Origin of the sequence: Pseudomonas brassicacearum subsp. neoaurantiaca, from assembly GCF_013608025.1 — a bacterium.
GTDB lineage: Bacteria > Pseudomonadota > Gammaproteobacteria > Pseudomonadales > Pseudomonadaceae > Aquipseudomonas.
In genome coordinates this window covers 1-12,356 of sequence record NZ_VDLV01000014.1, presented here as the reverse complement: position 1 = coordinate 12,356, position 12,356 = coordinate 1, and the positions used below count along the sequence as shown (strand labels likewise).

General features: G+C 58.1%; 8 protein-coding genes and 1 pseudogene. 7 read left to right on the top strand and 2 right to left on the bottom strand.

Translation table 11 applies throughout. The features are described from left to right. Positions 1–8 precede the first annotated feature (8 nt). Entirely contained in the window at positions 9–4,619 is a 4,611-nt protein-coding gene (locus FHK92_RS12195) for a dermonecrotic toxin domain-containing protein (protein ID WP_181288293.1), read from the top strand. 43 nt (positions 4,620–4,662) lie between these two features. Here FHK92_RS12195 and pdxR read toward each other — a convergent pair whose 3' ends face one another. Next, positions 4,663–6,210 carry a MocR-like pyridoxine biosynthesis transcription factor PdxR gene (pdxR, locus tag FHK92_RS12190; RefSeq protein WP_181288292.1) on the bottom strand — a complete coding sequence of 516 codons (1,548 nt, stop codon included), beginning with the start codon at positions 6,208–6,210 and terminating at the stop codon, positions 4,663–4,665. A 101-nt stretch (positions 6,211–6,311) separates the two neighbouring features. On the opposite strand from pdxR, the gene FHK92_RS12185 reads away from it, so the two are divergent. From FHK92_RS12185 to FHK92_RS12175, 3 genes are read left to right on the top strand one after another with little or no spacing between them, the layout of a single operon-like run. Beyond that, positions 6,312–6,953 carry an FMN-binding negative transcriptional regulator gene (locus tag FHK92_RS12185; RefSeq protein WP_181288291.1) on the top strand — a complete coding sequence of 214 codons (642 nt, stop codon included), beginning with the start codon at positions 6,312–6,314 and terminating at the stop codon, positions 6,951–6,953. Between the two features lie 2 nt (positions 6,954–6,955). Next, positions 6,956–7,402, top strand: coding sequence for a GNAT family N-acetyltransferase (locus FHK92_RS12180; protein ID WP_181288290.1), 447 nt, complete (start codon positions 6,956–6,958; stop codon positions 7,400–7,402). A gap of 10 nt (positions 7,403–7,412) precedes the next feature. Continuing rightward, positions 7,413–8,099: a GNAT family N-acetyltransferase gene (locus tag FHK92_RS12175; protein ID WP_181288289.1), complete on the top strand. Its 687-nt coding sequence runs from the start codon at positions 7,413–7,415 to the stop codon at positions 8,097–8,099. 75 nt (positions 8,100–8,174) lie between these two features. Here FHK92_RS12175 and FHK92_RS12170 read toward each other — a convergent pair whose 3' ends face one another. Continuing rightward, on the bottom strand, positions 8,175–9,071 hold the full coding sequence (locus FHK92_RS12170) for a homocysteine S-methyltransferase family protein (protein ID WP_181288288.1): 897 nt from the start codon (positions 9,069–9,071) through the stop codon (positions 8,175–8,177). Positions 9,072–9,184: 113 nt separating this feature from the next. Between FHK92_RS12170 and FHK92_RS12165 the strand changes: the two genes are divergently transcribed. The 3 genes and pseudogenes from FHK92_RS12165 to FHK92_RS12155 form a co-directional block, all read left to right on the top strand. After that, positions 9,185–10,006 (top strand): ABC transporter substrate-binding protein, encoded by an 822-nt coding sequence (locus FHK92_RS12165; protein WP_181288287.1) that lies wholly within the window; start codon positions 9,185–9,187, stop codon positions 10,004–10,006. Next, positions 10,003–10,836, top strand: coding sequence for an amino acid ABC transporter permease (locus tag FHK92_RS12160; protein ID WP_181288286.1), 834 nt, complete (start codon positions 10,003–10,005; stop codon positions 10,834–10,836). Before FHK92_RS12165 ends, FHK92_RS12160 begins: the two co-directional genes overlap by 4 nt. 288 nt (positions 10,837–11,124) lie before the next feature. Next, positions 11,125–12,356: pseudogene (locus tag FHK92_RS12155) on the top strand (autotransporter outer membrane beta-barrel domain-containing protein); the annotation flags it as partial.

Sequence of the window (12,356 nt, the reverse complement as noted above, 5' to 3'; positions counted from 1 at the left end):
AGCTCAACATGACGCAAGCGCACAACATAGAGCCCATACCCGGTGCCAACCTCAGGGATGCGGTGCAAAACCAGCTTCTGGCTGGCCCCTCCTACTCGGAAGTTGCCACCCTCCTCCTGCAAGACGCCCTCAAGAAACTGTATCCAGCCCTCGACCTGAATCCGTACGCCACCGTGGTCGCCCAGCCGGGCTGGGCCCTGGTGGACGGAATAATCGTGGAGCTGCCCACGCGCTATGAGTCACTGACCAATATGCTGGCATCGCAGATGGAGGAGGTAGAACCGGTCGTACTGATCGAAGGCCAGCACTTCCTGACCCGACTCCCCATCACTGCACCGGAATTACATCTGCCGGTGCGCATCGACCAGATCGGTAACCTGATCAACGAATTGATACCCGTCATGCTGCCGGCTTTCCAGGAACAGCAACTGAAGTATTGGAACGCCTCATCAGGCAGCGCCGGTCCGCGCTGGCGGGAGCTCTCCCAAACGCTGCAGAAACTCTGGGACGTTACGCAGATTGACGGCTGGAGCGCGGCTGAGTGCGGTATGGCCAGGCAACTGTTTCTCTATCCCGACCTGCAAAGCCGCAAAGAAAAAGGCCTCTCCGACAGCCATGCCTATCTGATCGATGTTGACGAAGTGGATGGCGACGTCGTGCAACGCCTGAACGAAAACTCAACAGTGGTACTGATCGGCCAAATTGACAGCAAAGAGGTCATCCTTGCCTATTCAATGCGTAACGGCTATGAGCGGTTCGATTCACGGGACGCGTTGGGGCAGGCAATTCCCACCCTTGTCACCAACACGGCGCGCCGAAACCTGCAGTGGCAACTGTATGAGCCCTCCGGCAACATCTTCGATCAGAAAGCCTGTGGGCTGATCAATATGCAGATCAAGATAATCAGCTCCACTGACTTCCTGGAAAACTCCCCGTCCGACGAGGGCGAACAACCTGACGCCAACGGCCAGCCCTCCGATAAGAATCCTGGCGAGGTTTGGTTTCAAAGTCATGCGCCTGGCTGGTTAAAGGCCGCGTCCATGTCCGATCAAGCGATGTTCGCCCAACACATGAAAAGTCTGGCAACGTTGAGCATCGCTCATGCAGGCAAGACATACGCGGACGATATTCCCTCTATCAAGCACTGCGCGTTAACCGCCTTGAAAGCGCAGATGCAAGCGGAACATGCCGACGCATCGACACTTGATCTGGAAAAAATCGAGATCGTAATACGCAGCCCCGTCCTCTGGGGAACATTCGCTGTGCCGTGGAAAATCGAAACCAGCCGGTTCAGTCTCGTTGAGCTCGCCCTGCAAAACTTGATCGCACTGCCTATTGGCGACAAGACCGTCCGGTCAATCGATGAAAAAAACCTGCCTCACTGGATGACGGTTTCGTATGTCGAGAAACTCATCGCACAGGTCGATATCGGGCGCGTTTATCCCGAGCTGATCAAGCAGAAACTGCTAGCGGATCCGGTCGAGTCCGCCCGCCGCGAAAGCTTGTACACGTCTCAGCTGCGCATTCAGTTACCGATGCTGGCGTTGGAGAACAAGATTGTTGGAGTGGGCAACATCGACGAAAAAGGCTACCGCTACATTTGCGCGTTGATGGAACCCGAGGAAACCGATCGCAAGGTCGACGGCCAACCCGTGGTGTTGCGTAAACTCGCATTCGTGTCCAACCAACTGACGGGCGCAACGCAGGACGTCGTTGCCAATATGTTTGTGATCGGCCCCAAAGACCCGGACACCGGCCCCTGTTTGCTGTATCGCCCTCTGCTGGAACCCCAGCTGTGCCAATACCCCTCCGAGAACAACCTGCTTTATGCAATCAAACAGACGCCAGCCTTACGCCAATCGGTGCTGGCTTGGCTGCCCGACAGCGTGCGCAACCAATATAGCCGGTACGTTTTTCCTGGCCCATTACCCTCTCCCTGGGTAATCGTGGATTTCCTGACGACGCCCTATAACTCACTGCTCGACAGCGCGCCCGTCAGTTTGAGTAACAAAACCGAGGGGGCAGATTTCCTGAAGGTGCTGTTCAAAGCCAACGCCGACGCCTTGGTCGAGCTTGCCGATCGCCAATCTGTTTCCAATAGCGAAGGTCGCTGGGAGACTTTCAAGCAAGCTGGCTGGCTCATTTTCAATCTCGTCTTGCCCTACTTGGGAACTGCCGCTGGAACCGCTGTCTGGCTCTGGCAGATCCTGGATGACATAGAGACGTTAGCCACTGGCGACGAAACATCCGGTAGCCAGGCCAAGTGGCAAGCGTTCGTCGACCTGTTGATGAACCTGGCCATGGCTATCGGCGCTCACGCTATCGAGCAGGTCAGGAAAAACAAAAGCAGTCGCCTGACAGAAGCACCGGATCTGGTGCTTGAACTGGAGGAATTGAAAATACCCCAACCCACCATTAAAAAGCTGGAGCCTTTAACGAATACCGACCTGCCCGTCGAACATTACGACGTCATCCATTCCAGTGGTGCCTTGCTAGGCCAATCGGCAGAAAGTGCGAAGCGCCTTGAAACCTTCAGCATCGTCAAACCTCAAGCGCTGGGGTCCGCGAAGACCGAAGGGGCCTTCAAGGGCCTCTATGAGGCAATTGGGAACTGGTACGCAAACGTGGCAGGCCAGTGGTTCAAAGTGAAAATAGAAGGCGAGCAGGTGCTGATCGTTGACGCAAAAGTCAGCACACGCATGGGCCCACCCTTGACCAGGGACGTACAAGGTCGATGGACAATCGACACACGTCTGCGTTTACGCAGCATCGGCGCAAAGGGTGCCAGGCAAAAGGTCATCGCAGACGCCAGGCAATTCTGCATCCAACAGCTTGCCGCGCTGAATCTATTCGAAGAGGAAAAAACCGAGAATCAACTACTGCTGACCATGGAGGCCAAAGCACTCAATGAAGCATCGGGTCCCCTCAAGGAGACGAGGCGCGACGCTTATGTCGCTACGTTGAAAACACAACGGGAGCGCTATGAAGAAGCACTCGAAATCCTGCTCAACTGGCCTGTCTACCAGGCAAGGCCGGATGCGCCACGCCGGCGCATGAGCTATTTGGGCGCGCAAATAACGTTCACTTTCGAGGAAATGGACATGCTGGCGGAGCGAATAACCCCAATCCTTCGCAAAGCCTTGGACATGAGTACCTCAGGGGTCGAGGCAGTGGAGGAACACCATATTGATACGGCCCATCGCATGGTCGATGCCAGTGAGAACATGATCGAGCGCCTGGCCTATATGGAAACCCGTTTTTCCAAGCTAAAACAGCTAGGGCGCGAAGGCTACGAACTCATTCGAGAGCACCGCAGGAAGATGCCGGTCTACGCCGGTGACGATCTGCGACTTATCCAACTGGATATGTACCGCCATCTCTGTTTGACATTGGACAGCGTGAACACGATGCCCGAAGGCTGGACGGAAGTTAACCAATTGATCAACAACGTGGTCGTTTCTTTTCAAAGCCTGCGCGATGCGATGGCTGAACGAAGCGTGATCCGACTGGATGAGCAAATTGATATATACGGCAGCCTGACGGAACAATTCGGGGCGATCGAACACCACGTCGAATACATCACCAACGAATACAAAGACAGCCTCCGACCGGCTGCACTTGTCAGATTGGGCAAACAAATCAGCGCCATGAAAAAAAGAGCAGTGCATAAACTGGCGCGGGCCCTCGATGAGCGAAGTAATCGACGACTCGCAGCCAGCCCTTACGAGGAGCGCCCAGCGGCAAGGAAAAAATTCATCAGGGCACGTTTTTGGGGTCTGGTCAGCGGCGAACCACGTTTGTCGAAAATGATGGAGGAAACCGATTGGCTGGATGTGAAGAACCCATTCACCGGTAAAATCATCGCGACATTCCATCGCAAGGAAACTGGCGAGTGGGTGCCGCACATCAATGCCGGCGATCCGCTGGATCAGGCGTCAGAGATCGTTCCACCATTAGCCACCAGTGTTACAAAAGGCAAGGTTCTGATCGATGGACTGGCGGTCTTCAACACGCAGATCCAAGAACGCATAACGAAACGGAACGCAACGCCCGCCGGCATTGGCATGATCCTGGACGCACATGCAAACCGGCTGAAAAAAATAGGAATATCGATCAACAAAGCGCTGACGCGCACCTCGAACGAAACAGTCGGAATTTCGATAGAAGAGCGAAACGCTGCCGAATCCTTGCGCCTTGAGCTGATAAAAGCATCGGAGGCTTTGTATGGGCAGAGCTTCAATACAGTCTTGAGTGTGATCAAACGAAGCCCACCAACCATGACCGACGTTATCTGGTTGAAAGACCGAAACCTGATCTCGATAAAAAAACAAATAAGCCGGCAGCGAAAAAAAGGCCCGCTACACGGCTATCTCGACAGGTATGAAATCAAGGACCTGACGGATCGTAAGACGCTCTGGTACGCAGATTTCCACTATTCGACAGACTGGGTGCCTGCCCATGCCTATCTTTCGGCGCGCTTGATGACACCGAAGCAAATCAATCTCGAGCCCGTCGCGCACGCTGCGAGGGGCCTCAGTCAACGTCAGCTGATCAACCAATACCGCAGCGAAATCGCAGTGGATCAGGCCAAACAAGTGTTTTTCTCAAGTCAGTCCTGATCGAGACCGGGCGCCAGGGCAATTGCCGCCCTGGCGCCCGGCCTCAAGGCTTCCAGGCTTTTTCCAGGCTCGCCAAGGCGGCGCCAATCGCCGCTGGCGGCGTGGCCGCGAATCCCAGCACCAGCCCGGCACGTAAGTGAGCCTGCTCCGTGTCGGGTAACCAGTAGCCGCTCAGCGCATTGATCTCGATACCAACGGCGGCCGCTTTTGCTACCAACTCACGTTCACGTTCAACTGTGTCCACCGGTACCGAGACATGCAGCCCCGCCACGACAGCTTGCAGCGCGCCAACGCCCGCGACATTCTTCGGCCAGCCCGCCAGCAGGGCATCCCGCCTAGCCAGTGCGGCCCTCCGCATGCGCCTGATATGCCGTTGAAAATGCCCGGCGGCCATGAATTCGGCCATCACCGCCTGGGTGCTGACTTCGGAATGGCGCATATCCACCGCACGGCGTCGGGCGAAGGCGTCGACCAGCCCAGGCGGCAATACCAGATAGCCCAGACGCAGGGCCGGAAAGGCGACTTTGCCGAACGTCCCGATGTACAAGACTCGTCCCTGGCGATCCAATGCGGCCAACGGCGCCAGCGGCGCACCGCTGTAACGGTATTCGCCGTCATAGTCGTCCTCGACGATCCAACCATTATTGCGCTCGGCCCAGGCTAGCAGTTCCAGACGGCGAGCGAGGCTCATGACGACTCCGGTCGGATACTGATGGGACGGTGTGACGTAAGCCAGCCGACAATTGCTCAACGTATCGAGTTTCGTGCAATCGAGACCGTCACTGTCCACCGGCACTCCTTTCACATCGCCCCCTGCGACGGAAAACGCATGCCCGGCGGCGCGATAGCCTGGATTTTCCACGGCCACGATGTCGCCAGGGTCCACCAGCAGCTGTGCACAAAGGCTGATGCCCTGCTGGGCGCCGCTGGTGATCACAATTTGTTCAGCTGTGCAATGCAGGCCTCGGGAGCTGCGCAAATAAGCGGCAATCAAATTGCGCAAGCGCGCATCACCTTGGGCATCGCCATAACACAGCTGCTCCAAGTCGGGCTTGCGCCAGAAAGCCGCGTTCAGCTTGGCCCACACGTCAAACGGGAACAGATCAAACGCCGGGACGCCGACCCGAAACGCCCTGGGTGGTCCAGCCGGCGGCTGGGGCAGATGGTGTTTTTCGACGCGGGCCAACGCACCGCTGTGGATAACTCTACTGGATGGACCCACAGGCAAATCAAGCCAGTCTGTGGATAAAGCTGTGGGTAAGCTTGTTGAAAACCCTGTGGACATTTTTGTGGATAAGTTCTGGAGCGCAAGCGCCGATGAAGACAACTTCGCCACGTACGTACCGTCACCGACCCGTCCTTCAATGAAACCCTCGGCGTAGAGCTGATCGTAGGCACGTACCACGCTGTTGCGTGAAATGGACAAGGCCGTTGCCAGGTCACGGCTGGCCGGCAAACGCGTGCCGCTGGCAAGCCGCCCGTCCAGCACCCGCGAACGCAACGCCTGATAAAGCTGACGACTCAGGCCCTGGCGACGATCGAGCTCAATTCCGGCAGGGTTGAAGGACAGTGGCGGGACGGCGTCGTTCATTGACTGTACTCCTGAATGGTTCTACTGAATTGCCTGAAAGTGGCTCTTACAACAGACCAATATCCTGCCTAGGATGCAGGTATTCGCCAAGGAAAATCTCCATGTACAACCCAAAGAACTTTGCCGTGGAAGACCTGCCCCAACTGCACCAGATGATGGGCGATTGCCGCCTGGCCGTATTGATCACCCACGGTGAACACGGCTTGCAAGCCAGCCATTTGCCGCTGTTGCTGGACACAGAGCAGGGGCCCAATGGAAGCCTCCATGGACACATGGCCCGAGCCAATCCGCAATGGCGCGACTTGGAGGCAGGCGCCGAAGCGTTGGTGATATTCGCCGGGGCCGACGCTTACGTGAGCCCGGCTTTCTACCCCGGCAAGGCGGAGCACGGCAAAGTCGTACCGACCTGGAACTACTTGGCAGTACATGCCTACTGCACCGCAGAGGTGTTCAGCGATCCCCATCGACTGCGCAGCCTGGTCGGCGCCCTGACCGACCACCACGAAACCGGCCGCGCCCAACCCTGGAAGATCGATGATGCACCGGCGGAGTACATCGACAGCATGCTCAAGGCCATCGTCGGTTTTGTCCTGCCCATCCAGCGCCTGGAAGGCAAACGCAAGCTCAGCCAGAACCGTAGCCCCGCCGATGCCACGGGCGTACGCAACGGGCTCGCCGCCAGCCCCGACCCGCGTGACCAAGCCCTGGCGCACCTGATGCCAGACCTATCGCCAAAGGAATGAACATGACCCAGACCGAAATCCGCCTCGTCACCTCCAGCGATCACGCCGCCTGGCTGCCGTTGTGGCAAGCCTACCTGCGCTTCTACAACACCGAACTGCCGGACGCAGTCAGCCAAAGCACCTGGCAACGCGTGCTTGATGAGCATGAACCGACCCATGCGGCCCTGGCCTGGCACGGCGATCAGGCGGTGGGCTTGGTGCACTTTATTTACCACCGCTCGAACTGGAGCATCGAAAACTCCTGCTACCTGCAAGATCTGCTGGTGACAGAGCAGAGCCGCGGCACCGGTGTGGGTCGTCAGCTCATTGAGTTCGTCTACGCTACTGCCAAGGCTGACGGTTGCTGCAAGGTGCACTGGTTGACCCACGAAACCAACGCCACGGCGATCCAGCTCTATGAACGCATTGCCGAACGCCCGGGCTTCATTCAATTTCGCAAAGCCCTTTAAGGAGCGCAGCATGTCGACTTCACTCGCCGATTGGAAAGGTGTTCCGGCGCCGTTTACGCAGTTGATCGAAGGGCGTTTTATCCGCCTGGAAAAACTCGATCCGGCTCGTCACGCGAACGGCCTCTGGCAGGCGCTTGAAGGGCCTGGCGCAGATCCGAAGCTTTGGGATTATTTGCCTTATGGGCCGTTCAAGGATCGCAACGCTTTCGACGCCTGGCTGGACAACCATGCCGCCAACACCGACCCGTATTTCTTCAGCGTGGTCGACCGCGTCAGTGGCGAGGTACAGGGCATCCTCAGCCTGATGTCCATCGTGCCGAGCCAGGGCCGCATCGAGATAGGCCACGTGACCTTCGGCGCGCCCATGCAGCGCTCCCCCAAGAGCACCGAAGCGGTTTACCTGCTGGCGAAAGAGGCCTTCGCGTTGGGCTACCGGCGGCTCGAATGGAAGTGCAACAACGACAACGCCCGCTCCAGGTATGCCGCCGAACGATTGGGCTTCACCTTCGAGGGCGTGTTCCGCCAGCACATGGTGGTCAAGGGACAGAACCGCGACACGGCGTGGTACTCGATGCTTGATTCGGAATGGCCGGTGATCGGCGCAGGGTTCGAACGGTGGTTGAGCGAGGAGAACCAGACCGCGGATGGGCAGGTGCGTGGCCTTGTGCAGTGTCGGTCATCGAATGCGGTTGACTGATCGCCACTGACCGCGAGCAGACACGCCCCCACTGCGTAATGTGGAGATGTGTCTGCTTGCAATGGCGGTTACGACTCAGCGCAGCTGTTGCGCCAACACCGCGATGTGCTCCGGCCCGATCCCGCAGCAACCGCCCAGATGGCTAGCTCCGCGTTTCTGCCAGTCAGCCGCCCACTGCAAATAGCCCGGAGGGTCGAGGTCTTCGCGCAGGGGATCGAGCCCGTCGTTGGCCGTCGCCTCCTTCGGTTGCGGCGGGAACGCATTGGCATAGGCGCCGATATGGATCTTCACCCCCAACCGCTCGAAGGTTGCCCGCGCCGCATCGATCGCCGCGCCGATCACCTCCGGCTGGCTGCAATTGAACAACAGCGTTTCGACCCCCAGTTCAGCCGCGACCGCCGCAGCGTCCGTCACCGGTTCGCCGGAACGCAGGCGTGGGACTTCGTCGGTGTCTTCGTCTTTCAAGGTAAACGACAGCCAGAACGGCTTGCCATCCTTGGGCAGCCCGGCGTGAATCGCTCGCGCCTCGATCGTTGAGCTTTGAGTTTCGGCCAGCCACAGGTCGACGTGGGGCGCCAGGCCGTTCACCAGGGGCGCCAGCAATTCACTGGCGCGGGACGCATCGAACAGATCGGGACGATAGGAGCCGAACAGCGGCGGCAGCGAACCGGCCACTTGCACTGGCTTGCCTGAAGCCTGCACTGCCCGCCTCGCCAACTCACCGGCCAATGCGGCGAGCGCCTGACCTTCGGCCGCAAAGCGCGCTTCACCGATATGAAACGGCACCACGGCGTAGCTGTTGCTGGTGATCACGTTGGCGCCGCTGGCGATGTAGGCCGCATGCACGGCTTCTACCGCCTGCGGCGCTTCGCTCAAGGCCAGGGCCGACCACTCGGGCTGTCGGAACGGCGCGCCCCGGCGTTGCAGTTCGCGGCCCATGCCGCCATCAAGAATGACTGTTGCTGCGCCCATATGCGATTCACTCATAAGCTTATGAAAAATACTCACTACCGGAGTTGTTCTTATAACTATTTAATGCGCACTCTTGCGTCAATCACAACCTCTTTTTCTGCCTGGGATCACTCATGAAATTTCAACCGTTGCTGGCCCTGGGCCTGGGTCTGCTGGCTGCGTCTTCGCAGGTGTTTGCCGGCGCAACCCTGGATCGTATCGAGCAGAAAAAAGAGCTGGTCGGCGTGCTGATGGAAAGCTACCCGCCGTTCTCGTTCCTCAATGACCAGAACCAACTCGACGGTTTCGACGTGGACGTCGCCAAGGCCGTAGCACAGAAACTCGGCGTCAAACTGCGCCTGGAAACGCCGTCCTGGGACGTGATCGCGGCCGGTCATTGGAGCGGGCGCTATGACATCTGCATCTGCTCCATGACGCCGAGCAAGGCCCGCGCCGAAGTGTTCGATTTCCCGGTGCAGTACTACGCCTCGCCAGCGGTGATCGTGGTCAACGCCAAGGACGACAGCATTCATGGCGCCAAGGACTTGAGCGGCAAGAAAGTCGGCCTGACCAGCGCCTCCAGCTACGAGAGCTACCTGAACAAGAACCTGGTGATCGAAGGCGCCGAAGATACCCAACTGAGCTATCCGTTCGACGACGTGCAGATCGCCCCGTACGACACCGACAACGTGGCGTTCCAAGACCTGGGCCTGGGCGCCGGGGTGCGCCTGGACGCGGTGCTGACCAACCTGGTGACCGCGCAGCCGCGCCTGACCGAAGACAAGCGCTTCAAGCTGGCCGGCGCGGCGCTCTACTCCGAGCCGAACTCGGTGGCCATCGAGAAGGGTGATGCGCAGTGGGACAGCAAGGTGCGTGAAGTCTTTGCCCAGTTGAAACAGGACGGCACCTTGAGCAAACTCTCGCAGAAATGGATCGGCGCCGACATCACCCAATGACTTCTTTTCCACCCCCTCAGCCACCGCCTTCGGTGGCTGAATCACGCCTGCAAAAAATCTTCGGTTTTCGTACCCGGCTGTACCTGACCTGGGCGGCGATGCTGGTGCTGTTCGCCAGTTTCTTCCTGAGCTTCGACCTGAAGTTCTCCATCATCCTCGACAAACTGCCGAACCTGCTGGGCGTGCACCTGGCGCCCAATGGCTTTTTGCAGGGTGCGGTGCTGACGTTGTTCCTGTGCCTGTGTTCGATCGTCGCTTCGTCCTTGCTGGGCTTCATCACCGCCCTGGCGCGGCTGTCCAGCAGCGCGGTGGCGTTCGGCATCGCCAGTTTCTACGCGTCGTTCTTTCGCGGTACGCCGTTATTGATACAAATCCTGCTGATCTACCTGGGCCTGCCGCAACTGGGCGTTGTCCCCGGCGCCATCGCCGCCGGTATCATCGCGCTGTCGCTGAACTATGGCGCCTACCTGAGCGAAATCTTCCGCGCCGGCATCCTCGGCGTCCCCAACGGCCAACGCGAAGCCTCCCTTGCCCTGGGCCTGAGCGAAACCGTGATCTTCTGGCGCGTCACCTTGCCCCAGGCCATGCGCACCATCATCCCGCCGACCACCAACCAATTCATTTCCATGCTCAAGGATTCTTCCCTGATCTCGGTGATGGGGGTCTGGGAGGTGATGTTTTTGGCGCAGTCTTACGGTCGTTCCAGCTATCGCTATATCGAGATGCTGACCACGGCGGCGATCATCTATTGGTTGATGTCGATTGCGCTGGAGCTGATTCAGGCGCGGATGGAGCGGCATTATGGGAAGGCTTATTTGCATAATCGCTGAGCTGTTTTGATCTTTCGTTCCGAGGCATTTTTTGGGGGATGTATATCGATTCCTGCGGTAACGGCGGCAGTGATTACCCCATCAAGCGCCAGTCAAAATAGAAAGGTGCTAGCGAGGCGTAGGGCAAAGCTTCGAACCATGAAAGCCACCGAGACAACACGCTGATCGCAGCATAAGCATCCTACAAATTGCATCCACCGAATCGTCCCAACGGCGAGCGAGTGGCTGACATCGCCGCCCAAGGTTAAATTTTTAAAGTGCGACCTCCTTCATAAGAGATCGCATTCGATGCCTACCCAACACTTATATCTGCCCCAACATCTCGCCCTGGCAATAGCCTTGGCACTCGGCTGTGTCGAGGTTTCGATGGCTCAGCCCGCTGCCGGGGAAATCAAAGCCTTCGAAACTACCGCCCAGATGCAAGCCCGCCTCGATGCGTTCATGACTGCCACAGGCACGGAGCGCTACGACATCACCAAGCCCCAAGACAGTCCCGACGGTGTACCTCTGTTGAGAGGCGATCATGACGATCTGGTGGTTGTGAGCGGGCGAGGCAAGCTCATGGAGCTCGTCGACGGCGGCGGCGGCGCCAACGTCTTGCAACTGGATACGGCCAAGGGGGACAAACTGGGCGTGATAAAAAACATCCAGGACCTACAGATCAAGCGAAGCGAATGGTCCAACAGCGAGAGTTTTGGCGGGAGAAGCCTGATTGAGGCGAAGGCCAAATTGATCAACACAGGTCATATCGGCAGTGAAGTACATGTTCTCGGCAAGTTTGATAACCAGGGCACCGTGGCCGGACCTATCTTCGTTGGGGAAAAAGCCATGTTCAGCGGCTCTGGAACAGTCGAATCGCTAAGCGTGGCGGGTCAATTGGAGGTCGATCCGAAGAGGGGAGCCCCTTCGATTACAAAGAATCTGGAGCTGTCGAAAAGCGCCAAACTGATCTACGGCGTGAACTCAGAAGGAGACAGCGCCACCATAAAGGTCCGTGGCACCGCAACGCTGGGCAATGCAACCCTGAAAATTTCAGCCGCACCCGGCGAGTACATCGACACGAGGAAACATGTCGTGATCGAGGCAAATAAGGTCGAGGGGACGTTTGCAAAGATAGACAGTGGGCTGAAATTCATGAAAGCCACAGTGGACTACTCGAACGAGAAACAGGTCGGCCTGACTTATGCCCGCAACAATGTCCCACTCAAGGAAGCAGCGACTTCCAAAAACGGGCAAAATTTTGCGGCCAGTGTCGAAGAGCCGCAACCGCTCAAACCACCAGCGTCTGTACTCAGCGCCGCGCCCACCGTCGTACAGGCGCCTGCCGTCAAACCAAAGATAGAAGCCCCCGCAAACACACCCAGCAAACAGCCAAAAATCACCAGCGCCTCACCAAAAACCACCGCCCAGTCACAAGCCGCCAAGTCAGTCGAAAAAAACCATACAGCCACCCCCACCCCACCCGGCACCGACATGAGGGCGGCGACCGACGCCAGCCAATCTAAGATCGTCCCCCCCAC

Excerpts from the sequence above, each read along its gene's own strand:
- FHK92_RS12185 (WP_181288291.1), top strand. The coding sequence starts at position 6,312 with ATGTACAACCCAAAGAACTTTGCCGTGGAAGACCTGCCCCAACTGCAC.
- FHK92_RS12175 (WP_181288289.1), top strand. The coding sequence starts at position 7,413 with ATGTCGACTTCACTCGCCGATTGGAAAGGTGTTCCGGCGCCGTTTACG.
- pdxR (WP_181288292.1), bottom strand. The coding sequence starts at position 6,210 with ATGAACGACGCCGTCCCGCCACTGTCCTTCAACCCTGCCGGAATTGAG.
- FHK92_RS12170 (WP_181288288.1), bottom strand. The coding sequence starts at position 9,071 with ATGGGCGCAGCAACAGTCATTCTTGATGGCGGCATGGGCCGCGAACTG.
- FHK92_RS12165 (WP_181288287.1), top strand. The coding sequence starts at position 9,185 with ATGAAATTTCAACCGTTGCTGGCCCTGGGCCTGGGTCTGCTGGCTGCG.
- FHK92_RS12195 (WP_181288293.1), top strand. The coding sequence starts at position 9 with ATGACGCAAGCGCACAACATAGAGCCCATACCCGGTGCCAACCTCAGG.
- FHK92_RS12180 (WP_181288290.1), top strand. The coding sequence starts at position 6,956 with ATGACCCAGACCGAAATCCGCCTCGTCACCTCCAGCGATCACGCCGCC.
- FHK92_RS12160 (WP_181288286.1), top strand. The coding sequence starts at position 10,003 with ATGACTTCTTTTCCACCCCCTCAGCCACCGCCTTCGGTGGCTGAATCA.